Source organism: Brachybacterium paraconglomeratum (genome assembly GCF_003994255.1).
Classification (GTDB): domain Bacteria; phylum Actinomycetota; class Actinomycetes; order Actinomycetales; family Dermabacteraceae; genus Brachybacterium; species Brachybacterium conglomeratum.
Window position 1 is genome coordinate 345262 of sequence record NZ_ML133852.1, and the last position, 22225, is coordinate 367486.

Annotated in this window: 17 protein-coding genes; 10 read left to right on the forward strand and 7 right to left on the reverse strand. The window is 71.9% G+C overall.

Translation table 11 applies throughout. The annotated features are described in order from the left end of the window. Positions 1-3 precede the first annotated feature (3 nt). Together DS079_RS05700 and DS079_RS05705 are read right to left on the reverse strand one after the other, a co-directional pair. Entirely contained in the window at positions 4-2751 is a 2748-nt protein-coding gene (locus DS079_RS05700; RefSeq protein ID WP_126985601.1) for a YhgE/Pip domain-containing protein, read from the reverse strand. After that, the gene (locus tag DS079_RS05705; RefSeq protein ID WP_126985603.1) at positions 2748-5513 is read right to left on the reverse strand and encodes an MMPL family transporter; all 2766 of its coding nucleotides are present in this window, start codon (positions 5511-5513) and stop codon (positions 2748-2750) included. Before DS079_RS05705 ends, DS079_RS05700 begins: the two co-directional genes overlap by 4 nt. A gap of 164 nt (positions 5514-5677) precedes the next feature. Between DS079_RS05705 and DS079_RS05710 the strand changes: the two genes are divergently transcribed. From DS079_RS05710 to DS079_RS05740, 6 genes are all read left to right on the forward strand, one after another. Next, positions 5678-6343 (forward strand): TetR/AcrR family transcriptional regulator, encoded by a 666-nt coding sequence (locus DS079_RS05710; protein WP_126985605.1) that lies wholly within the window; start codon positions 5678-5680, stop codon positions 6341-6343. A 163-nt stretch (positions 6344-6506) separates the two neighbouring features. After that, positions 6507-7310, forward strand: coding sequence for a GH25 family lysozyme (locus tag DS079_RS05715; RefSeq protein ID WP_126985607.1), 804 nt, complete (start codon positions 6507-6509; stop codon positions 7308-7310). 105 nt (positions 7311-7415) lie between these two features. Then, complete coding sequence (locus DS079_RS05720; protein ID WP_126985609.1) at positions 7416-8183, forward strand: queuosine precursor transporter; 768 nt, start codon at positions 7416-7418, stop codon at positions 8181-8183. 222 nt (positions 8184-8405) lie between these two features. Beyond that, entirely contained in the window at positions 8406-9434 is a 1029-nt protein-coding gene (locus DS079_RS05725) for a CPBP family intramembrane glutamic endopeptidase (RefSeq protein ID WP_126985611.1), read from the forward strand. Positions 9435-9511: 77 nt separating this feature from the next. Further along, positions 9512-10939 carry a multidrug effflux MFS transporter gene (locus DS079_RS05735; protein WP_164736121.1) on the forward strand — a complete coding sequence of 476 codons (1428 nt, stop codon included), beginning with the start codon at positions 9512-9514 and terminating at the stop codon, positions 10937-10939. A 173-nt stretch (positions 10940-11112) separates the two neighbouring features. Continuing rightward, positions 11113-11328, forward strand: coding sequence for a hypothetical protein (locus tag DS079_RS05740; RefSeq protein WP_126985615.1), 216 nt, complete (start codon positions 11113-11115; stop codon positions 11326-11328). Positions 11329-11701: 373 nt separating this feature from the next. Here DS079_RS05740 and DS079_RS05745 read toward each other — a convergent pair whose 3' ends face one another. Genes DS079_RS05745 through DS079_RS05755 form a run of 3 tightly spaced genes read right to left on the reverse strand, consistent with a single transcriptional unit; the run spans position 11702 to position 16928 of the window. Beyond that, the gene (locus DS079_RS05745) at positions 11702-14236 is read right to left on the reverse strand and encodes a GcvT family protein (protein WP_126985617.1); all 2535 of its coding nucleotides are present in this window, start codon (positions 14234-14236) and stop codon (positions 11702-11704) included. A gap of 20 nt (positions 14237-14256) precedes the next feature. Next, positions 14257-15633 (reverse strand): iron-sulfur cluster-binding domain-containing protein, encoded by a 1377-nt coding sequence (locus DS079_RS05750; RefSeq protein ID WP_206516139.1) that lies wholly within the window; start codon positions 15631-15633, stop codon positions 14257-14259. Continuing rightward, entirely contained in the window at positions 15630-16928 is a 1299-nt protein-coding gene (locus DS079_RS05755; protein ID WP_126985619.1) for an aromatic ring-hydroxylating oxygenase subunit alpha, read from the reverse strand. The genes DS079_RS05750 and DS079_RS05755 overlap by 4 nt, the downstream gene beginning before the upstream one ends. Before the next feature lie 106 nt (positions 16929-17034). Between DS079_RS05755 and DS079_RS05760 the strand changes: the two genes are divergently transcribed. Continuing rightward, positions 17035-17970 (forward strand): LysR family transcriptional regulator, encoded by a 936-nt coding sequence (locus tag DS079_RS05760; RefSeq protein WP_126985621.1) that lies wholly within the window; start codon positions 17035-17037, stop codon positions 17968-17970. An 89-nt stretch (positions 17971-18059) separates the two neighbouring features. On the opposite strand, the gene DS079_RS05765 is transcribed toward DS079_RS05760, so the two are convergent. Further along, positions 18060-18632 carry a maltokinase N-terminal cap-like domain-containing protein gene (locus DS079_RS05765; RefSeq protein WP_126985623.1) on the reverse strand — a complete coding sequence of 191 codons (573 nt, stop codon included), beginning with the start codon at positions 18630-18632 and terminating at the stop codon, positions 18060-18062. A gap of 97 nt (positions 18633-18729) precedes the next feature. Here DS079_RS05765 and DS079_RS05770 point away from each other — a divergent pair, with 97 nt between their 5' ends. Continuing rightward, the gene (locus DS079_RS05770; protein ID WP_126985625.1) at positions 18730-19533 is read left to right on the forward strand and encodes a hypothetical protein; all 804 of its coding nucleotides are present in this window, start codon (positions 18730-18732) and stop codon (positions 19531-19533) included. Between the two features lie 55 nt (positions 19534-19588). Here DS079_RS05770 and DS079_RS05775 read toward each other — a convergent pair whose 3' ends face one another. Beyond that, entirely contained in the window at positions 19589-20203 is a 615-nt protein-coding gene (locus DS079_RS05775) for an HAD-IA family hydrolase (RefSeq protein WP_126985626.1), read from the reverse strand. 54 nt (positions 20204-20257) lie between these two features. Between DS079_RS05775 and DS079_RS05780 the strand changes: the two genes are divergently transcribed. Together DS079_RS05780 and DS079_RS05785 are read left to right on the forward strand one after the other, a co-directional pair. After that, positions 20258-21061, forward strand: coding sequence for a TSUP family transporter (locus DS079_RS05780; protein ID WP_126985628.1), 804 nt, complete (start codon positions 20258-20260; stop codon positions 21059-21061). A 119-nt stretch (positions 21062-21180) separates the two neighbouring features. Next, positions 21181-22215, forward strand: coding sequence for a PAC2 family protein (locus DS079_RS05785; protein ID WP_126985630.1), 1035 nt, complete (start codon positions 21181-21183; stop codon positions 22213-22215). The last annotated feature ends 10 nt before the right edge of the window (positions 22216-22225 follow it).

Sequence of the window (22225 nt, forward strand, 5' to 3'; positions counted from 1 at the left end):
CGATCAGGCCGCGGCGGGCACCGCGCCGACGACGCTCACGTGCGAGGAGCGTCGCGCGATCCTCGCCGTGCGCGAGGCCGCGAAGGTCACCAGCAGCGACACCGCCGCCCAGGCGAGGATCGCCAGCAGCGTCCCGGTGGTGCTGACCAGGCTGCCGCCGAGCGCCGCATGGACCAGGCCCTGGGTGACGATCGACAGCGGCATCAGCGAGCCCACCGACTGCAGCAGCGCGGGGGCCGTCTCGACGGGCACGATCCCCACCAGGGTCACCACCTGCAGCACCATCAGCACGATCGAGGCGATCCGGCCGATCCGGTCGCCGAGCGCCGTCAGCAGCGCCTGGTGCAGCGCCGCGAACATCACCGCGCCCGCGAAGGCGACCACCCCCACCGACAGCGGCGAGACGGGGGAGATCCCGATCGCCGTGAGCACGGCGAGCACCGCGACGGTCTGCACCACCGCGATCAGCAGCGCCGGGGCGAGGGAGCGCAGCACCACCTTCCACATCGGCATCGCCCGGTCCAGCAGACGGCGGGACAGGCCCGGCAGCAGCAGGAAGGTGCCGAAGGCGCCCAGCCACAGCGCGAGCGCGGTGACGAAGGGGAAGGTCGCGGTGTCCGCGCCGTTCGCCTCGTTCTGACGCTCCGCCGCGGTGCCGACGGGGGCGGCGGCCATCTCGCTCATCCGCTGCCGCTCGGACTCGCTGTAGGAGGGCACGCCGTCGGCGCCCTCGCGCAGACCGCCCGCCAGCTCGTCGGAGCCCTCGGCGAGCTGGCCCGAGCCCTCGGCGAGCTCGTCGGTGCCGTCGGCGAGCTCGCCCGCACCGTCGGCGAGCTGCTCGCTGCCGTCGGCGAGCTGGTCCGCGCCGGTGCCGAGCCGGCCGGCGCCGAGCGCGAGCTCCTCGTTGCCGTCGGCGAGGTCGGAGGCCCCGTCGGCGGCGCCGCGAGTGCCCTCGGCGAGCTGGTCCGCGCCGGCGGCGAGCTGGTCGACGCCGTTCGCGTACTCGGTGAGCCCGTCGCGCAGACCGGTCACGCCGGTGACGAGCTCGCCGGCGCCGTCGGCGCTGGCGCGGGCGCCGGTGGCGAGCTGGTTCGCGGACTCGGTGAGGCCCGGGTTCTGGGCGGTGCCGTCTCCGGCGAAGGCCGTCTCGATCCCCTCGGCATAGGTGACCATGCCCCCGGTGCCCTGGACGAGGCCGGGCTGCTGATCGGTGCCGTTGATGCCGTCCGCGATCTGCTGCACGCCGTCGGCGGCTGCGGTCGCGCCCTCGCCGACGCCCTGAGCGGTGGCGGCGAGGCCGGGGTTCTGGGCGGTGCCGTCGCCGTCGACGACGGTGTGCAGGCCCGAGCGGGCCTGGTCGATCCCGTCGACGTAGCCGGACATGCCCGTCGCTTGCTGGCACAGCGCCACGGCCTGGGGGTCCTCGGGATAGCGCTCGGCGAGATCGCAGGCGTTCGCCTGCATCGAGCCGGGAGCGGGCTCCTCGGCGGAGCCGTCCCCGACGGCGAGAGCCGTCATGCCAGGGTTCTTCGCGGTGCCGTCGCCGTCAAGGGCTGTGTCCAGCCCGCCGGCGGCCTGGTCGACGCCGTCGGCGTAGGCGACCACGCCCTCGGCGGCCTGGGTGAGGCCGGGCTCGTCCTCGGTGCCGCGGAGCCCGTCGGCCGCCTGCTGGGCGCCCTGGCCGAGCTCGGTCATGCCCTGGTCCACCTGCCGGGCGGTGGGGGCGAGGCCCGGGTTCTGCTCCGTGCCGTCGCCCGCGACCGCAGTGCCGGTCTGCTCGACGCCGCCGGCGAACTGCTCGAGGCCGGTGGCGAGCTGGTCGGCGCCGGCCTCGAGGCCGGGGTTCTCGGCGGTGCCGTCGCCCTCGACCCCGGCGGCGAGCTGCTCGACGCCGGTGAGCAGGCCCGGCTGCCCCTCGGTGCCGCGCATCCCGGTCTGCAGCTCCCCGATGCCGCCGGCGAGCTCCTCGCTGCCGGTGGCGAGGTCGTCGAGCCCGTCGGCGAGGGTGCGGCTGCCGTCGGCGGCCTGCCAGGTGCCGTCGGCGAAGGTCCACACGCCGCCCGAGAACTCCCGGGCGCCCTCGGCGGCCTCGGTGCTCCCGTCCGCGAGAGTGCGCGTGCCGCCGGCGAGCTCCTCCGCGCCGTCGGCGAGCTCGGAGGTGCCCCCGGCGAGCTCCTCGGCCCCGTCGGCCGCATCGGAGAAGCCGTCGCCGAGGTCGTTGAAGCCCACGTAGAGCTGGTCGAGGTACTGCTCCGCCATCTGCCCGCCCATGGTGTTCGCCGAGGCCTCGGCGACGGCGGTGCCCACGAGCGCGTTGATCTGGCCGCTCGCGTCGTTGGTGGTGACCTCGAGGATCGCCCGGGACGCCTCGGGCGTGCCGAGGGTGGCCAGATGCTTCGAGAAGTCCTTCGGGATGATGACGACGGCGGAGTAGCTGCCGTCCTTCAGCCCCTCCTCGGCGTCCTCCTGGCTGGTCAGCTGCCAGTCGAAGCCGGTGGTCTCCGGGGCGTCCTGCCCCTCGACGGTGCCGGGCTGGGTGAGGGAGCCGGCGAGCAGGCGGCCGAAGGGCACGGTCTGCGTCTCCCCGTCCGCGTCGGTCACCTCCGCGCCCTCGTCGAGGTTGACCACGGCGGCGGGCACGGCGTCGAGCCGGTCCACGCGGCCGCTGAGCGCCCACATGCCCAGCGCCGCCACGAGCAGGGGCAGCACCAGGACGACGATCAACGTGCGGGGGTGGGCGAGGCGCTTCATGCGAGAGCTCCTTCGGGGGTCTGTGCGGTGGAGCGCTGGACGGAGAGGGCGAGCATGCGGCGCGGGTCCCGCAGGGTCGCGTGGAGGCGGCGCTCGGCGTCGGTGGCGTGCTCGGCGCGGGAGCCGACCACGATCGTGGCCCCGCGGGCGAGGAGCGCGTCGATCCGCTCGACGAGCGTGTCGTCGACGGACACGGCGGCGTGGGCGAGGTCCTCGAGCTCCCCGATCACGATCACGGAGCGGCCGACACGTCGGCCGTCGATCTGCTCGAGCCGCCGGGCCACCGGGGCGTCCGCGCCGATCCAGTGGGCCTGGGCCTGCACGGCCCCGATGTCGTCGGGGGAGAGCCGGTCGTGCACGGCGAGGACGCCGGAGACGGGGGCGACGCGGCCTGCGACGAGGCCGAGGAAGGTCGCGCGGGCGGCGCTGTCGGGGGCGCGGACCACCAGCAGGGAGCCGGGGGCGACCGCGCCGGTGAGCGGGCCGAGGGTCCCCTTCTCGCCGAGCAGGGGAGCGACCGCGTCCTCGAGGCGCAGCGAGTGCACGCCGTGCTCCTCGGTCCAGCGACGGTGCTCGAGCACCCCGGCCAGACCCTCGCCCTCGACGTCGACCGTGGGCAGGAGGCGGTTCAGCCAGCGCGGCAGCCACCAGGCGTGCCGGCCCAGCAGCGCGAGCACCGCGGGCACGAAGGTCATCCGCACCACGAAGGCGTCCACCAGCACGCCCACGGCGAGCGCCACCGCGATCGGCTGCAGCATGAACCACCCCGAGGTCACGAAGCCCGCGAACACGGAGACCATGATCAGCGCGGCGGCGGTGACGACGGGGGCGTTGGCGGTGAAGCCGCGCTCGATCGAGTGCTTCGCGTCGCCGGTGTGCACGAACTCCTCGCGCATGCGGGAGACGAGGAAGACCTCGTAGTCCATCGCGAGCCCGAACAGCACGCCCATCACCATGATCGGCATGAAGGAGACGACCGGCCCGTTGACGTCCACGAACAGCGGCCCGTTGAACCAGCCGTACTCGAAAACCATCGAGGTGACGCCGAAGGCCGCGGCGACCGAGAAGAGATAGCCGACCGACGCCTTCAGCGGCACCCACAGGGAGCGGAAGACGAGCGTCAGCAGGATCAGGGACAGGCCGACGACGAACAGCGCGAAGGGCAGCAGCGCGGCGGAGAGCTTGTCGGTGACGTCGATGCCGATCGCGGTCGCGCCGGTGACGGTGACGTCGGAGATCGAGAGGTCCTGCTCCCAGCCGTCGGCGCTGTCGCGCAGATCGGCGACGAGGTCCTTGGTGGACTGCTCGGTGGGTCCGCCCTCGGGGATCACGACCACCACGGCCATGTCGGCGCCCTGGTTGGGGGTCGCCAGCTGGATCTCCTTGACGTGGTCGAGCTCGGAGATGTCGCTCTCGAGCTCGTCGACGACGGCGAGCGGATCGGTGGTGTTGATGATGTCGGCGGTGACCAGCAGCGGGCCGTTGTAGCCGGGGCCGAACTCCTCGGAGACGAGGGCGTAGGTGTCGCGCGCATCGGTGCCGACGGGCTCGGTGCCCAGGTCCGGCAGGGCCAGCTCGAGGTCCTTGATCGGGATCGCGAGCGCGCCGACGCCGATCACGACCGCCAGGATCGTCAGCGCCGGCACCTTGGTCACCAGGCGCACCCAGGCGCGGCCGAAGGAGCGGCGGGGGCGCTGCGCGGGGTCCGGCTCGGGCAGGGCGCCCTCGTTCTCGGCCATCAGGCGCCGGATCCTGCGGGGCCGCAGCCGCTCGCCGAGGATGCCCATCAGCGCCGGCAGCATGGTCAGCGCCACCACGACGGACAGCGCCACCGTGGCGGCCGCGGCGACGCCCATCACGGTGAGGAAGGGGATGCCGGTGATGAACAGGCCCACCAGCGCGATGATCACGGTGAGGCCGGCGAAGATGACGGCGCTGCCGGAGGTGGCCAGGGACTTGCCGATCGACTCGTGCACGTCGTCGCCGTGGGCGAGCTGGTCGCGGTGCCTCGAGAGGATGAACAGCGCGTAGTCGATGCCGACGGCGAGGCCGAGCATCGCGCCCAGCGCGGTGGTGACCGAGGGGATGTCGACCCCGGCAGAGAGCGCGACCAGCGCCAGCATCGACACGCCCACGCCGACGATCGCGGTGACGATCGGGATGAAGGCGGGGATCAGGGACCGGAACACGATCGCGAGGATGATCAGGGCGGCGATGATGCCGAAGACCTCGCCGGCGCCGAAGGGAACCTCCGCGCTCTGCAGCACCTGCCCGCCGAGGTGCGTCTCCAGGCTCGGCGTGCCCGCCTCCTCCACGATCGAGCGGATCTCCTCGACGGAGCTCTCGGGGAAGGCGCCGGTCTGCCCCTCCATCTGGAACTGGGCGATGATCGCGGTGTCGTCGTCGGTGCGCGTGCCGGGGGAGAGGTCGTCGAAGGGGGAGGGGGCGGCCGCGACGCCCTCGACCTCGGCGATGTCCTCCATGAGCGCGTCGATCTCGTCCTGGTGCTGGTCGACGCTCGAGCCGTCCTCGGTCACCAGCACGACCTGCCCGGCGGTGCCGCCCATCTCGGGGAAGCGGTTGGCGAGGGTGTCGATGCCGCGCTGCCCCTCGGTGCCGGGGATCTCGATGTCGGCGGTGAAGGTGCCGCCGAGGCCGACGGCGAGGCCGCCGACGATCACCAGCAGGGCGACCCAGGCGCCGACGATCTTCCAGCGCAGGGAGGCCATCAGAAGGCCCAGACGGTACAGGGACGAGGACACGCGGCCTCCAGGACGAGCTCGGCACGAGGACGACGACGGACCCCTGCCCGAGACGTCCGCGAATTCGATACGAAGATGTATCGATGGGATAGTATCGGGCTCGCCGCACCCCTTCAATGGGCGTCACCGCGCGAGACGTCCGTCAGTCGCGCATCCGAGGAGCCATGACCGATCTGTTCGAGCCGCTGCCCGAGTCGGCGGGCACGCGACGCAAGGAGAACACCCGCGCCAAGCTCGTGCGCGCCTCGCTGGACGTCTTCGTCGAGAAGGGCATCGACGGCGTGACCGTCGACGACCTGGTGAAGGCGGCCGGCTTCACGCGCGGGGCCTTCTATTCGAACTTCTCCAGCAAGGAGGAGGTGTTCATCGCCCTGTTCGACGAGGTGACCGCCGAGCTCATGGCGATCGCGAACAGCTCCGTGGAGAGCGCGGTCGCGGACGTCGGGGCGGACGAGAGCTGCTCGATCCTCGAGGCCGACGACGCGCAGGTGATGCTCGCGGTGTTCGAGGGGATCCGCCCCTTCGGCCGCCAGTGGTACCTGCTGTACTCCGACGCGATCGCCCGCTCCCTGCGCGACGAGGCCCTCCGCGCGGAGCTCGCCGAGCAGCGGGAGCGGATGCGGAACCAGATCGGAGCGCTCCTGGCCACACGCCTGGAGGCCTCGGGGGAGCGGGCGCTGCTGCCCGTCGAGGACCTCGCCCAGCTGCTGATGGGCATCTTCATCGACCTGCTCGTGCGCGAGCAGCTGGAAGGACGGGACGTCACCCAGCTCGCGGCGACCACCATCCTGGGCACCCTGCGGGCCTTCATCGCCCCGAAGACGGACTGACCGCTTCGCAGCACTGCGCACTTTCCGCCCGTTTCGCCGCGACACGCCGGAACAGGAGCGGGCGGTGGCGCGGTCCCGGGGGACCCCTCTACGGTGGACCCGGTGTGATCCCCGTCGCACTCTTCCTCGCAGTGCAGCTGTCCCCTTCCCCAGGAGCTTCCCCATGTCGTCCTACCGTCCCCGCCATCTCGCCCCGCCCGCCCCGACCGCCGGCCCCGCCTCGGGAGCCTCCCGCCGCAGCGTGCTGCGCGGCGGAGCCGTCGGCGCCATGGCGCTCGGCACCGGCACCGCCGCCCTCGCCGCACCCGCCGCGCAGGCCGCCGGCATCTACGGCCAGGACGTCTCCGGCTGGCAGGGGGAGGTCGACTGGGCCGCCCAGGCCGCGGCCGGCTCCCGCTTCGCCTACGTCAAGGCCACCGAGGGCCGCTCCTACCGCAGCCCCGCCTTCTCCCACCAGTACACCGGCGCCGGCGGCGCAGGGCTCGTGCGCGGCGGCTACCACTTCGCCCGCCCCGACTCCGGTGGCCCCGAGGAGCAGGTGGACTTCTTCCTGAACAACGGCGGCGGCTGGACCGGCGACGGGATCACGCTGCCGGGCATGGTCGACTTCGAGGCCTACTCCGGGCTCCCGCGGAACTACGGGCTCGGCCAGCAGGAGATGCGGGACTGGATCTCCGCCTTCTCGATCCGCTATCGGGACCAGGCCGGGCGCCGCCCGGTGATCTACACCAACCTGCACTGGTGGAACGACGTGGTGGGGGACTGGACCCCGACGAACTCGCCGCTCTTCCTCGCCTCCTACAGCTCCTCCCGTCCCAGCACCCTGCCGGGCCGCTGGTGGGGCTGGGAGCTGTGGCAGTACTCCGACTCCGGCCCCTTCGCCGGCGACTCCAACCTCTGGTACGGCAGCGAGAGCCAGTTCGAGAGCTTCGTCGCCGACGCGGACTACGACGCCGCCGGCATCTGACACCGCCGACGTACTCGCCTCCCGGCGAGTCCCCGTCGGCCCCCGCGCCGCCCCGTCCGGTCCCGTGACCGGTCGGGGCGGCGCCGTGCTGTGTACCCTTCCCCGGTGACTGCTGAACAGAACCGCACCGCCCCCGCCCCACCGTCTGGACGCCCGGCCGGCGCCGTCTACGCCGACCGGGGCTCCTCCCACTTCGACATCCTCCTGGCCGCCATGGTCACGGTCGTGATCCTCTCCGGCATCGGAGCCGCCAAGGGCGTCAGCTTCGGCGACGTGCCCGGCACCGGGTTCGAGATCATCACCGACGGCGGCTTCTTCCTCTTCCCCCTCGCCTACGTGCTCGGCGACATCATCACCGAGCTGTACGGCCCCCGCAGCGCCCGCCGCGCCATCCTCACCTCCTTCGCCGTGAGCATCCTCGCCTCGCTCAGCTACCAGGTGATCATCGCGCTGCCGCCCTTCCCCGACGAGTACGGCCTCGCCAAGCAGGAGGCCCTCGAGCTCGCCCTCGGGCCGGTCTGGATCGTCGTGCTCGCGGGCCTCGCCGGCTTCCTCGCCGGGCAGACCCTGAACTCCCTGGTCGTCTCCCGCATGAAGCGCCGGATGGGGGAGCGGGGCCTGATCGCGCGCCTGTTCACCTCGAGCGGCCTCGGCGAGCTCGTGGACACGATCATCTTCTGCGCCATCGCCTCGGTCGCGATCGGCATCACCACCTTCGAGCAGTACGTGGAGTACACCGTGCTCGGCGTGCTCTACAAGGTGCTCGTCCAGTACGCGATGATCCCGGTGACCTCCGCGGTGATCCGCTGGCTGAAGCGCACGGACCCCACCTATCAGCGACGGCTGGCGGAGCAGGGGACGGGCGCGGCCTGAGCGACCGTCCCGCGCCGCCCGGTGGACCGCGGCGATCGTCGGCCCCGCCCGGAGGCTCGTGCTCGCCGGGTCCTCGCCGAGGGGTGCAGCGGCCGGCCGACCTGCGGCCCTCGTCCCGCCCGACGAAGGTCACGGGCGGCGCCCGAGGGCTCGACGATGGTCGGCCGAGGCGCCGACGAAGCGGCACTTCCTCGGCGGTGCGAGGGCGGGGAGGGTGGTCCCATGAGCACGACGCACACCTCCTCGCCCCCGCCCCGCGATCCCGTCGGCCGGGTCCCGTCCGCCGCGGCCCCGTCGGCCGCCGAGCCGTCGGGCGCTCCCGTCGCCGCTGATACCGCCCCCCGTCCCGCCGCTGCACCCGGTTCCGCCCCTGAACCCCGCTCGGGCCTCGACCCGGAGCGTCCCTTCGGCGCACACCTGCGCCTGGCCTGGTGGAAGCCGCTGCTGATCATCCCCGGCCTGCTCGTGGCGATGGTCGTGCTCCAGACCGTGCTGACGCTGATCGTCGTCCTCATGGAGATGGCCGCCTTCGGCCGCGACCCGATGGACGCGACCATCAGCCCGCTGATGATGGCCGTGATGAACCTCGGCCTCGCCGCCATGGGACCGCTGGCGATCCTGGTCACTGCGCTGGTGGCGCGCGTTCCCTGGCGCTCGCTGATCGCCTCGCCGCGGCGGGCGAGCCTGCGTCGCGGCCTGGTGTACGCAGGGGCGTTCTCGGCGCTCGTCGGAGTCGCGCTCGCGCTCACCGCCCTGATCGACCCGTCGGCCGCGGGGATCGGGCAGTTCGCGATCACCTCGACCACGATCGGGCTGGTCCTGGTCGCTCTGCTGACCACCCCGCTGCAGGCGGCGGGGGAGGAGCTGCTGTTCCGCGGGGCGATGATGCCGCTGCTCGCCTCCTGGGTCCGAGCGGTCAGGCCCGCGCTCGTGCTCGGCATGATCGCCTCGAGCATCGTCTTCGGCCTCGTGCACATGTCGGTGGATCCGTGGCTGCTGAGCTACTACGCGGTCTTCGGGCTGTGCATGGCGGCGATGGCCGTGATCAGCCGCGGGCTGGAGGCGCCGATCGCCTTCCACGTGATGAACAACCTGATCATGATGGTCGTCGGTGCGCTCTTCGCCGGAGGCGGCGGCATCGTCATCGACCGCAGCGTGGGGATGGGCGGGCCGGTCATGCTCGTGTTCATCGTGGTGGACCTCGTGGCCGTCGGCCTGGTGTGGCTGTACGAGAGGTCACAGCGTCCCTAGGATGGTGCGATCGAGTCGGGCGGGATCCCTGTGATCTCCTCCCGGCTCGTCGTCTGCCGATCCCCAGAAGGAGCACCGTGGCCCCCGCCGCCGACGACATCCCCCGCGAGGATCCCGCCCAGGACCCGCGCCCCGAGCCGACCACCTCCACCGGCCCGGTCCCCACCTCCACCGGTTCCGTCCCCACCGTCACCGGATCGATCCCCACCATCACCGGCGCGATCCCCGTCCTCGAGGACCCTGCCGATCACGAGCTCGCGCACCTGCCCGACGAGGAGCAGCTGAGCCGCACCCGCGCCAAGGTCACCGTGATGGTGATCGTCGTGCTGACCACGCTGAGCGCGATCGGCCCGCTCGCCACCGACATGTACATCCCCGCCTTCCCGGAGGTGGCGGGCGAGCTGGGCACCACCGCCTCGCGGATGCAGCTGACGATCACCGCGTTCTTCCTCGGCACCGCGAGCGGCCAGATCGTCGCCGGTCCGCTCTCGGACCGCATGGGCCGGCGCGGCCCGCTGCTGATCGGGATCATCCTGTGCCTGCTCGCGTCGATCGGCTGCGCCCTGGCACCCTCGGTCGAGGTGCTGCTGGTGCTGCGCGTGCTGCAGGGGATCGGCGGCGGCTTCGGGATGGTGCTGGGTCGCGCGGTGCTGATCGACATGACCGACGGCCCCGAGCTGTTCCGGATCATGAACATCATGCAGGGCGTCGGCGGCGTCGCCCCGATCGTCGCCCCGCTGCTGGGCGGGATCATCCTGGTGTTCGGCCAGTGGCGCGAGATCTTCGTGGTCATCTCGGTGATGTCTCTGATCTCGCTGATCGGCGTGCTCTTCCTGATCCCCGAGTCGCTGCCGGTCTCCCGGCGACACTCGGGCGGCTTCCGCACCTTCCTGCGCAACTGCCGCACCCTGCTGGGCCGACGGATCTTCGTCGCATACATGCTGGTGAACGCGTTCTCGGCCTTCGCGCTGATGGCGTACGTCTCCGCGTCGTCCTTCGTGGTGCAGGAGATGCTGGGCTTCTCCTCGAGCGAGTACTCGGTGAGCTTCGCGATCAACTCGATGGGCATGATGGCGATGTCGCTGCTCTCGGCGCGGCTGACCCGCACCATCCATCCGCGCAGGCTGATCCGCGTCGGCCTGATCGTGGTGTCCCTCGCGAGCTTCTCGCTGCTGATCGGGAGCCTGTTCCTGGACACCCCGGCGTGGATCGTGCTGCCGGCGTTCTTCTTCACCGTCGCACCGCAGGGCATGATCTTCGGCAACGGCGGCGCGCTCGCCTCGGACCAGGCGCGCGAGTTCGCCGGGACGGGCTCGGCGATGCTGGGCCTCGGCTTCTCCTTCGCCGCCTCGATCGCGGCGCCGCTCGTCGGTGTGGCAGGAACTCATTCCTCGCTGCCGATGGCGATCGCGATGGTGTGCGGCGTGCTGATCTCCGGCGCCTTCTTTGTCATGGCGGGCCGGGGGAGCGGCGCCGACACCGGAAGGATGCCGGGTGAGGCCTGAGCCCTGCCCGCCCTTGATCCCGCGCATGCTCCCCGGCCTCGCCTCGTTGCGCATGACGCACATCACAGCGAGAATAAGGGGGAGCGGCCCCAGGGCATGGGTGCAAGCGCTCCAGCGCCCCTGACCTGCATTGATACACCAGTCGTGCTGACGGAGCTTCGGACGGAGTGAGCATGAATGAGACGTGGCAACGCATTCGACGACGGCTCAGCCCGGGCGGAACACCGTCTCTGCCCGAGCTGTACCCGGGCGAGAAGGGCGTCGACTCCATCGAGATCGCGCACGACGCGGACGCCGCCGGTCTCGACGTTCCCGGCCCTAAGGATGAGTTCCTGGACAGCGGTCGGATAACCCTCGCAGCGCCGGACGATGCCGAGGATGACCGCTGAGGTCGACGGCCCTGACGCACCGCATGCCATCTTTATGCCGTCTTCACACCGGGCATCGCCTACGCATCGTCGACAGCGCCCAGCGACTGCCCGGAGGCAGAACACGTCCACATCTCGCTGCCACAAGGTCCCGGAAGACTAGGCACTGCGACGACACGAGAGGTGATGCCGGCGTGAGACGACGCTCGGAGTCATGACCGGTCGTAGACACTCGGAGACCTGACCGGTCGTGATCGAGTGGCATGCTTCGATCGCTTCATGAAAGGAATACCGACTGATACCCGCCACTCGGTTCTGAACACCTCTGAACACTGGGCCGATAATGCACGTTATGTAAAGTACGGTGAGAGGCCCGGGCTGCTTGCCCTCCCCCTCACGCTGACCGGCCTGCGGGCACCTGCGCTGCCTTCTCGGGACGGATCCTGTCCATGGCGGGATCGTAGAGCGGCTCCTCCGACACGGTCGCCGCGTAGCGCGTGCCGAGGTACTCGACCTCGACGCCGTCGCCGACCGTCAGGTCGTCGGGCAGCCAGGCGTACGCGATCGCACGACCGAGCGTGTAGCCGTAGGCGGCGCTGGTGACGTACCCGGCGGCGGTCCCGGACCCGGGCAGGAACACCGGCTCGAGGCCGAGTGCGATCGATGTCGGCTCGTCGAAGGTCAGGCACGTCAGTCGCGTCGTCGCCGCGGCCGCACGCGCGGCCAGCGCGTCCTTGCCCACGAAGTCCGCCGACTTCGAGGCCTTCACCGCGAAGCCGATGCCGGCCTGGACGGGCTCGTGCTCCGTGGTCATGTCCGTCCCGAAGGAGCGGAAGCCCTTCTCCAGGCGCAGCGACTCGAACGCCTCGCGCCCCGCCGCGACGATGCCGTACTCCTGCCCCGCCGCGAAGATCGCGTCCCACAGCCTCTCCCCCAGGTCCGCCGAGGTGTACAGCTCCCAGCCGAACTCGCCGACGTACGACAGCCGCATCGCCGTCACCGGGATCCCCGCGAGCGTGACGCTGCGGGTGCGGAAGTAGCCGAGCGCCTCGGCGCCGAGGTCCTCGTCCGTCAGCCGCGCCGCCACCTCGCCGGCGAGCGGGCCCCACAGCCCGATGCAGCACGTCCCGGGCGTGATGTCGCGCACCTCGACCCACTTCGCGGGGTCCTCCTGCGACTGGTGCCTGGCCTCGCGGGCGAGATAGGCGAGATCGATGCTGCCGTTGGCGCCCACCTGGTAGTCGTTCTCGCCGAGGATCGCGACGGTGATGTCGCTCGTGATGCCGCCCGCCCGGTCGAGCAGGAGCGTGTAGCTGACCGCGCCGGGCCTGCGCCGCATCGACGACGTGGTCAGACGGTCGAGCAGGTCGGCGGCACCGGGGCCCGTCACCGAGAAGCGCGTCAGCGCCGTCATGTCGTACATCGCGACGGCGGTGCGCGTCCTCCATGCCTCGCACGCCGCGACGGGCGAGTGGAACTGCGCCGACCAGTCGTCGCGCGGCGGGGCCGCCCACTCGGGGGGCAGCTCGTCCAGCAGAGGGGCGTTGGCCTCGTACCAGTGCGGCCGCTCCCAGGAGTGCGCCTCCAGGAAGAAGGCGCCCAGCTCCACCTGGCGCCGGTGGAACGGGCTGAGCCGGAGGTCGCGCGGCGAGACCCGCGGCTGGCGGGGATGCAGGATGTCGTAGATCTCGACGAAGTTCTGCTGGCTCGTCTCGTCCACGTAGGCGCGCGTGGTCTGGTTCTTCTCGAACCGGTTGAGGTCGAGGCCCGACAGGTCGGTCTCCGAGGTCCCCGTCGTGATCACCTCGGCGAGCGCCCGCGAGATGCCGACCGAATGGGTCACCCAGACGGCCTCGGCCATGAAGAACCCGTCGACCCCGGCGGACTCCCCCACCAGCGATCCGCCGTCCGGCGTGAAGGAGAAGACGCCGTTGAAGGCACGATCGACCGAGGTCTGTCGCAGCTCGGGCAGCAGCCTCTGCGACTCCTCCCACTCGGCCGCGAAGTCCTCCGGCGTGAACGGGAGGCTCGAGGGCATCGCCTCGTCGGTGATCTCCTCGGCGCGGTACTGCGGCAGGTCGTCGAGGGCGACGGGCATGGGGCGGTGCGCGTACGAGCCGATCCCGATCCGGTCGCCCCACTCGCGGAAGTAGAGATCGCGGTCCTGATGGCGCAGGATCGGGGCGGAGGCGCCCTTCGGCAGCTCGTTCCTGCCCCGGAGGCTCGGCACGGGCGAGGTGATCGCGAACTGGTGGCCGAGCGGAAGCAGCGGCACGTCGACCCCGGCCATCTCGCCGATCCGCGGGCCCCAGAATCCGGCGCAGGAGACGACGATGTCGGCCGGGATGCACTCCTCCCCCACGAGCACGGCGCGCACGCGGCCGCCCGAGGTGTCGATCCCCGTCACGGTGGTGCGGTCGCGGAACTCGACCCCGGCCCTCCGAGCGCGCTCGATGACGAGGCGCGTTCCCTTCAACGCGAGCGCGAGGCCGTCCCCGGGCGTCCAGAGGCCGCCGAGGACGGGTTCGGGATCGACCATCGGGAACAGTCGCCGGCATTCGTCGGTGTCGACCACCTGCGCCTCGACTCCCCAGGAGCGGTTCCAGCCGGCACGACGATGCAGGTCCTGCAGCCGCTCGGGACTGGTCGCGAGCTCGAGACCGCCGACGGCCAGGTACGACCCGGTGCCGTCCGGTCCCCTCAGGTGCGTGTACTTCTCGATGGTCTGCTGCGCGAACGCGGTCATCGACTTCGAGGGGTTCGTCGAGAAGACGAGGCCGGGGGCGTGCGAGGTGGAGCCGCCCGGCGTCTCGAGCGGGCCCTGCTCGAGCACGAGCGTGTTCGTGGCGCCGCGCTGGGCGAGCTCGTCGGCGAGGTTCGCGCCGACGATGCCGGCGCCGATGATGACGATGCGGGGTGCGGTGCTCATGGGAGCTCTCTCTCGTGGGGTCAGGCGTCGATGACGAGATCGGTCAGTGCGGTGGAGCAGCAGGGCAGGAACTTCCCGGCGGCGATCTCGCGTGCGCGGATGCCGCCCTGGTGGTGCATGTCGACGTCGCCCTCCAGCTTCACGATCTTGCAGGAGCCGCACATGCCCTCCTGGCAGTTGGCGCCGATGCGCACACCGGAGGCCCGCGCCGCTTGGAGGATGTTCTGCTCGGGGTCGATGCGCACGTCGAGCCCGCTGCGGACGAAGGACATGGTGAGCGCGCCGGCACCGACCACCTGGCGCTCCCCCTCCGGTGCGTCCGGGGTGCGGGGAACGGGCGCGCTCGCCTCGGCGTCGACCGCCACGGTGGGCTCCACGTGCGCGAGCTCGGGGAGGTCTGCCGCGAGGTCGTAAACGTCCAGGACCGCGCCCTGGTGCTCCGCGCTCTCCTCGGCGGCGACCTGCAGGTCCTCGGCGAACTCCGTGGCGGCCGCGAGCTCGGCCGCGTACTCGCGTCGTGTGGCGGAGTCGCCGGTGAAGTTCTCGACGAACACCGAGGTGTCGTCCACGCCGACCGCGGGCAGGCAGTCGAGGACCTGCTCGAGGTATCCCTGCGGGCCGCAGGCGTACACCTGGCGACCGTTGGCGTCGGGCGCGACGGCGTCGATCATCTCCGCCGAGATGCGTCCCACGCGGGCGCCCCACCCCTCGGGCCGCTCGCGGTCGCCGAGCGAATAGGCCACCCGAATGCGGAAGTCGGCCTTCTCGAGGAAGTCGAGCTCGTCGACGAAGGCGAAGCGATCCGGGGACGAGCCGTGGTAGAGCAGGCAGACGTCGGCCTGTCCCGGCAGGGAGTGGATCGTGCGGATCATCGACATGATCGGGGTGATGCCCGATCCGGCGGCGAGGAACAGGTAGCGCGCCCGGCGGTCGTAGTCAGGCAGGTGGAACGCGCCGACCGGGCCCAGCATGTCGAGGATCATGCCCGGACGGATGGTGGCATGAGCCCACGAGGACACCCGACCCGCCGGGTCGCGGCGCACCGTCACGGCGAAGGTCCAGGGAGAGGTCGGGGCGCTGGAGAGCGAGTAGCTGCGGCTGACCGGCTCGGCGTCCTCCCCGTCCACGGGGAAGTCGATGTTGAGGTACTGGCCCGCGCGGAACGCGAGCGGCGCGCCGTCGAGCCGTCGGAACACGAAGGTCGTGCAGTCCTGGGACTCGGGGATGGTCTCGACGCACTCGGCCTGGAACTCCTCCGGGTACCAGGGGCCGAGCGCCGTCGCGGCGCGCGCCGGCCCCGCCACGGCCGCAAGGACGCGGTTCCATGGCATCTCGAGGCCGCGGGTGCGCAGGGCGAGCGAAACCGCGCCCCTGTCCACGTCGACGTCGAAGGTCACTGCAGCGCCTCCCGCAGGCGGGTGATGTACCAGTTCACGAACGCTTCGACCTGGTACTCGCTCTTCATGTAGGGGCCCGGTTCGTAGGCGGGGCTGGCGGCGCCGCGCTGGCACAGCTCGACGAACGCCTTGTCCTGCAGGTTGGTCCGCTTCCAGGTGTGCGTCAAGGTCTCGAGGTCGTAGTCGACGCCCTCGACGGCGTCGTCGGCGACCAGCCAGGTGGTGCGCACCAGCGTGCGCTCCTCGTCGAGGGGGAACGCCGCGAAGGTGATGACGTGATCGCCGAGGAGGTGGAACCAGCTGTTGGGCTGCAGGTGCATGGAGCAGCGGCCCAGCCGGAAGTCGGGCAGGTCCCCCAGCAGCTTCTTCGACAGCCGACGGCCGTCGGCCGAGAACGACTCCCCCTCGCCGTCGAGCGGCTCGCGCGAGATGCGGATGCCGGCCTCGCGGGTGTCGAGCTCCTCGACCACCTCGAACGGCAGACCGTACCGACGGCATCGCTGCTCGAGGGCGGCGCTCGCCGAGAGGTTGCGGTCCCACACGTCGGCGAGGTGGGACGGCACCGTCTCGTCGGTGAGGCCCCAGGTGGGGAACAGCGAGCACGCCAGCTCGGGGTGGCCGTCGCAGTGGTAGCACTCGCGGTTGTTCTCCATCACGAGCTTCCAGTTGCCCTGCTCCACGATGTCCTGCTGGTACGCGACCTTCGTCGCGCCGAGCTCGTGCGGCTCGATGTACGGACGGAAGATCTCGGCGACCTCGTCGAAGTCCTCCGGCGGCTCCGCCGCGATGCACACGAAGATCAGGCCGCCCACCACTCTGCAGTGCGCGCGCTTGAGCGCGAAGCAGCCGGCGTCGAAGTCGATCTCGCCGGGCGCGGAGGCGTGGATCAGCGCTCCGTCCGGGGCGTACGTCCACGAGTGGTACCCGCACACGAGGTTTCCCGTCGTGCCGGAGTCCTCCGTGAGGATCCGGGCGCCGCGGTGGCGGCACACGTTGTGCAGGGCCCTGACGGAGCCGTCGTCGTGGTGCAGCAGGATGAGCGCATAGGGGCCGAAGTCGACGGTGATGTAGTCGCCCGGCTCGGGCAGCTCGGCGATGCTCCCCGCGAACAGCCAGTGCCGTCCGAAGACGGCGCGCATGTCGAGGTCGAACAGCTGCCTGTCGGTGTAGAACGGGGCCGTCAGCGAGAAGCCGGGCCGACGGGAGTCGATGAGCGCCTGGAGCTCGGAGAGCTTCTCGGGCGCGATGGCGGCCGTCGCGAAGGGTGCTGCGGGTCGTGCGTCGATCGTGGCCATGCTCTCCCTCATCGTCGGGGGATGACAGCGGATACGCAGAAGGCTAGCGCCGCGGATCATGCACGATAAGCGCGAATCATCGACGAGTGCAGTGCAGAATCTCCGCATGATCGATCCTCGCCTCGTCACCCTGCGCACCTTCGCCCGATGCGGGACCGTCGCGGCCACCGCGGAGCTCATGGGCTACTCCCCCTCGGCGGTGTCGGCGCAGCTGAGAGAGCTGCAGCAGTCCCTGGGCCAGACGCTGCTCACACGCGACGGCCGAGGGCTGCGCCTGACCGCCGCGGGGAAGGAGCTGGTGCGCCGCAGCGACGCGCTGTTCGCGCAGTGGGAGCAGATCCGGGCCGCGAGCGCGAGCGCGGACGGTCAGGTCCCGGGGCAGTTCGGCATCGGCGGCTTCTCCACCGCGGCCTCGCACCTCATCGCCCCCCTCCTGCCCCGCCTGCGCGACCTGCACCCCTCCGTCGAGGTCCAGGTGATGGAGGCGAGCCCGGCACGCTGCTTCGACCTGCTGGTGGCCGAGCGCATCGACGTGGCGGTGGTCGTCTCGATGCAGGGCGAGGTGCTTCTCGAGGCCGATCCCCGGTTCGAGAAGATCACCCTGCTCGACGACCCGCTGGACGTCATGGTGCCGGCGGGCCACCCGCTCGCCGCGCAGGAGCGCGTGTCGCTGGACCAGCTCGTCGCCGACCCGTGGGTGACCGACCAGCCCGGCTCCGCCTATCGCGCGCTGTTCACGACCGCTTTCACGGCGGCAGGCCTCACCCCGCGGATCGCCCACGAGGCCACGGAGTGGGGGACGGCCATCGCCCTCGTCGGCGCCGGAGCGGGGGTCGGCCTGCTCCCCCGCCTGGTGAGCCTCTCGGACTCCCCCGGCGTTCGTCGTGTGCGCCTGGCGGGCCCGGGCCGTCTGAGCCGGCGCATCATCGCGGCGATGCGTGCCGGCAGCGCCGAGGCCCAGCTCCCCCGCGACTCGATCCGGCTGCTGCGCGAGATCGCCCAGGACGTCCTCGCCACCCACCTCGCCGGGGAGAGCGACTAGGGCGGCGGGCCCTGCCGTGCGGCGGGATCACGGGGAGCCCGCGGCACTGCTCCCCCGTCGCCCGGACCGGGAGCGGTCGCCTCGTGCCCTCAGCAGGCCGCGACGACCCCGCGCCCGCCGTCCCAGGCGGCGACGAGACGGACTGCGCCGTCGAGCCCGTCGACCGTGCGCGCGATCGTGAACGTCTCGTCGCCGTCGAGCAGCTCCTCGAGGGTCGGCGCGACCTCGCCCTCGTCGACCTCGAGCGTCAGCTCCACCGACTGCGGACGCGTCCCGGCGGGCGTGCCGTCGGGCGCGAAGGTCTCCAGCACCGCCTGCTGCTGCTCGCCGGCGAGCGCCCGGGCGAAGCATTCGATCGCGAGCTCGTCCTCGAGGCCGTCGTAGACGTAGCGGGTGCCCAGCACCGAGTGGTCCATCGTGGTCACCAGCTGCGCCGCGGGGTCCTCGAGCGGCGCGCCCCGGTAGGTCAGCGGCAGGTGGTAGATGCTCTCCCCCACACGCACGAGGTGGCACTCGACGCCGACCTCGCCGGACGGGTCGTCGAAGCGGTACGCGCCGAGCACCTGGAGCTCCTCGTCCTCGCCCCAGGGGCGGGAGGTGAGCAGCTCTCGCAGCACCTCGGGCTTCGTCGGGCTGAGCTCTGCCTTGTAGATGATCGCCATGTCCCCAACGTAGTCCCCCGACGTGCCGCGACACGCATGAGAGCGTCCACATCCGGGGTTCACCGAGATCTCATCGGGAGTTCATAGGGTGTCCGATATGACTGACCCCGCCGCCGTGCGCACCGCAGACGCACGCGCCACCGACGCCGTCACTCCCGACGAGGCCGACTTCCGCCCGCTCTCGCTCCCCCGCATCGCCGCCCGCCTGATCGCCGTGGCGGTGGTGATCATCCTCGTCGCGCTCGTGACGCTGCTGGCCCATCAGCGCATCACCGGCGTCACCTCGCAGAACTTCCACACCGTGTTCTGGTACTTCGACGTGGGGCGCGAGTACAACATGGCGACCTGGTACAACTCCGGCCTCTGGCTGCTGCTGGGCGGGCTCGCGGCGATGATCGCCCTGGCCGGGCCGTCCTTCCGTCGCTCCTGGTGGCTGCTGGCGGTGGTGGCGCTGCTCGCCTCGGTCGACGAGTACCTCGAGATCCACGAGCGCTTCGACGTGCCTGGCGACCGGCTCGTGGCGCTGCTGCCGTTCGACGTCGGGTTCACCTGGGTCCTCGTCGGCGCGCCGATCGCGCTGGTGATCGGGCTGCTCCTGCTGCGCCTGGTGCTCTCGCTCCCCCGCCGGGCGCTGATCGGGATCCTGCTGGGCGGGGCGCTGTTCCTGGTGGGCGCGGTCGGGGTGGAGAGCCTGAACGGCCGTCATCTGGCGGCATCGGACTGGATCGTGGACAACCGCTACATCTGCGGCACGATGATCGAGGAGCTGCTGGAGATGAGCGGGATCGCCCTCGCGCTCGCGGCCCTGATCAGCCTCTTCCAGCACGATGCTGCGAGCGGCCACTACCGGCTGGATCCGGCGGTGCAGCGGAGGGCTCCGCGCCGGCCAGGCGCGCCATGAGTGCCGCGCCGGTGCGGGCGAGCAGCACCACGTGGGCCGTCCGGGTCGACGGCGGTCAGAGCATCGGGATCAGGTCGCGCAGCGAGTGGATGCGGCGCGCCCCCGGCGCCTCGAGCGGGATCCCGGGGGTCTCCAGCAGCACGCCCTCGACCCCGGCGGCCCGCGCGGCCTCGACGTCGGCCGGCCGGTCCCCCGCCGCGAGGCACTCCCCCGCCGTCAGCTCGTGCCGGGCCAGCAGGGCGAGCACCATGTCGGGGGCGGGCTTGCGGGGGTGGCCGTCGGGCGCGCACACCATGTCGTCGACCTCCAGACCGAGCGAGTCGAGCAGGGCGGCGGCGCTCTCGCGATCGCGATGGGTGGCCACGAGGTTCGGACCGCCGCGCTCGCGCACGGCTGCCAGCACCTCCCGGGCACCGTCCTTCAGCGGCGGCGGCCTGCGCGCCCACTGCTCCTTCGTCGCCTCGTAGGCGGTGCGCAGGCGCGCCTCGGGCACCTCATGGCGGGCGGCGAGCTCGGTGATCGCCTCGGAGCTGGAGCGCCGGGTCAGCACCGCGACCTCGTGCAGCAGCTCCTGGTCGGGCTCCGCGCGCAGCGCCTCGGCGAGCGCCCGGTCGACGTCCGGATAGGTGTCCACGAGCGTGCCGCCGAGGTCCCAGATGAGCGCGTGCATGGCCCCAGTGTGTCAGCCCGGCACGCCGGGCCGGGGCGGTGGTTCACTGGTGCGGTGCCTCTGCTCGCCGAGCTCACCCAGCTCTCCGCCCTGACCTTCGTCCTGCTCATCGGGGCCGCCTTCGTGGCCGGCTGGGTGGATGCGGTCGTCGGCGGCGGCGGTCTGATCCAGCTGCCCGCGCTGCTGACCGCCATGCCGTCCGACGCCTCCAGCGGCGCCGTGCTCGGCACGAACAAGATCGCCTCCGCGGCGGGGACGGCGGTGTCCTCCTGGACCTACGTCCGACGGATCACCCCGGTCGCCGCGACCGCGGGGCCGCTGGTGGTGTGCGCGCTGGGCGGGAGCGCGGCCGGAGCGGCGATGGCGAGCCTGATCCCCAAGCCGTGGCTGACCCCGATCGTGCTGGTCGCCCTGCTCGCCGTCGGGGCGTACACCCTGCTGAAGCCGTCGATGGGGCTCGAGCACGCCCCGCGCCACCAGGGCCGCTCCCATCTGCTGCGCGCGGGCGGGATCGGGGCGGGCGTCGGCGTGTACGACGGGATCCTCGGCCCCGGCACCGGCAGCTTCTTCATCATCCTGATGGTCTCCCTGCTGGGCTACGGCTTCCTCGAGGCGAGCGTCCACGCGAAGCTCGCGAACCTCACCACCAACGTCGGGGCGCTGCTGGTCTTCGGGCTGCAGGGCCAGGTGTGGTGGCTGCTGGGCGGCGTGCTGGCGCTGGCGAACCTCAGCGGCGGCTTCCTCGGCGCGAGGCTCGCGCTGCGCCTGGGATCGCGCTTCGTGCGGATCGTGTTCCTGGTGGTGACCGGGGCGCTCGCGGCGCGGCTCGCCGTGGACACGGCCCTGATGCTGCTGTGAGGTGCGCCAACTCCGGCCCGTCTGCGCCGAGGGCGGAATAGTTCCGACGGAGGGGCCGTTGACCAGGAGGTCACCCACCCGCGGCCCGCCGAGGCCGTCCTGTCGCCCTGGAGGTCATGATGGATCCGACGACCCTGTTCAGCTACGAGCGCCATGTCGACTCGCGCGCCCTGCACGGCAGAACGCTGCTGGTCACCCTCGGCGCCTTCACCGATGCGGGCGATGCGCAGCGGCTCCTGGACGACCACCTGCTCAACACGCTCTCCAGCCGTGTCGTGGGACGGCTGGACATGGACCAGGTGCACGACTACGCCGGGCGCCGCCCCGAGGTCACGCTGCAGCTGGACCACTTCGACGACTACGAGAAGCCCGAGATCCTGCTGCACGAGGTGACCGACGAGCAGGGGCAGACCTTCTTCCTGCTCACCGGGCCGGAGCCGTCCTTCCAGTGGGAGCGCGTCGCGAGCGCGCTGCGGATCGTGGTCGAGCAGCTCGGCATCGAGCGGACCCTGCTGCTCCAGGGCTTCCCCGCCCCGGTCCCCCATACCCGCGAGCTGCCGGTGACCCGCTTCGCCGGCGACCCGGAGTCGATCGCGGTGCGCCGCACCATGCCCGGCACCTTCCGCCTCCGCGCCCCGTTCACGGCGCTGCTGACGATGCGGCTGGCCGAGGGCGGGCACGACGTGGTGGGCCTGACCGTGCACGTGCCCCAGTACCTCCACGAGATGTCCTTCCCCGATGCCGCGATCGCGCTTCTGACCGCGATCGGCGAGGAGCGGGGTCCCCGGATCGGGGCCGGCGCGCTCGAGGCGCAGGCGCTCCCCGTGCGCGAGGCGATCGCCGCGCAGATCGAGGCCCAGCCCCAGCTGCAGGAGATGGTCGCCGGGTTCGAGCAGCGCTACGACAGGATGATCACCTCCGGGGCAGGCTCCGTCGTCCCGAGCGCCGAGGACATCGCCGCCGAGGTCGAGGAGTACCTTGCGAGCTTCGAGGCCGAGGACGGGCAGGCACCCGAGGGCTCCGACGGGCAGTCGCCGGAGGACACGGCGGGGCCGACGGACGACGAGGGCTCGACCGGCTCCGAGGGGCCGACGGGGATCGACGGAGAGACGGATCCCGAGGACCCCTCCGGGCCGGGGACGCCGCAGGCCTGAGCGGAGCGCC

What these genes read in the sequence shown, in the direction of transcription:
- DS079_RS05700 (WP_126985601.1), bottom strand. Translation starts at nt 2,751, where the DNA reads ATGAAGCGCCTCGCCCACCCCCGCACGTTGATCGTCGTCCTGGTGCTG.
- DS079_RS05710 (WP_126985605.1), top strand. Translation starts at nt 5,678, where the DNA reads ATGACCGATCTGTTCGAGCCGCTGCCCGAGTCGGCGGGCACGCGACGC.
- DS079_RS05715 (WP_126985607.1), top strand. Translation starts at nt 6,507, where the DNA reads ATGTCGTCCTACCGTCCCCGCCATCTCGCCCCGCCCGCCCCGACCGCC.
- DS079_RS05725 (WP_126985611.1), top strand. Translation starts at nt 8,406, where the DNA reads ATGAGCACGACGCACACCTCCTCGCCCCCGCCCCGCGATCCCGTCGGC.
- DS079_RS05740 (WP_126985615.1), top strand. Translation starts at nt 11,113, where the DNA reads ATGAATGAGACGTGGCAACGCATTCGACGACGGCTCAGCCCGGGCGGA.
- DS079_RS05745 (WP_126985617.1), bottom strand. Translation starts at nt 14,236, where the DNA reads ATGAGCACCGCACCCCGCATCGTCATCATCGGCGCCGGCATCGTCGGC.
- DS079_RS05755 (WP_126985619.1), bottom strand. Translation starts at nt 16,928, where the DNA reads ATGGCCACGATCGACGCACGACCCGCAGCACCCTTCGCGACGGCCGCC.
- DS079_RS05760 (WP_126985621.1), top strand. Translation starts at nt 17,035, where the DNA reads ATGATCGATCCTCGCCTCGTCACCCTGCGCACCTTCGCCCGATGCGGG.
- DS079_RS05765 (WP_126985623.1), bottom strand. Translation starts at nt 18,632, where the DNA reads ATGGCGATCATCTACAAGGCAGAGCTCAGCCCGACGAAGCCCGAGGTG.
- DS079_RS05770 (WP_126985625.1), top strand. Translation starts at nt 18,730, where the DNA reads ATGACTGACCCCGCCGCCGTGCGCACCGCAGACGCACGCGCCACCGAC.
- DS079_RS05775 (WP_126985626.1), bottom strand. Translation starts at nt 20,203, where the DNA reads ATGCACGCGCTCATCTGGGACCTCGGCGGCACGCTCGTGGACACCTAT.
- DS079_RS05785 (WP_126985630.1), top strand. Translation starts at nt 21,181, where the DNA reads ATGGATCCGACGACCCTGTTCAGCTACGAGCGCCATGTCGACTCGCGC.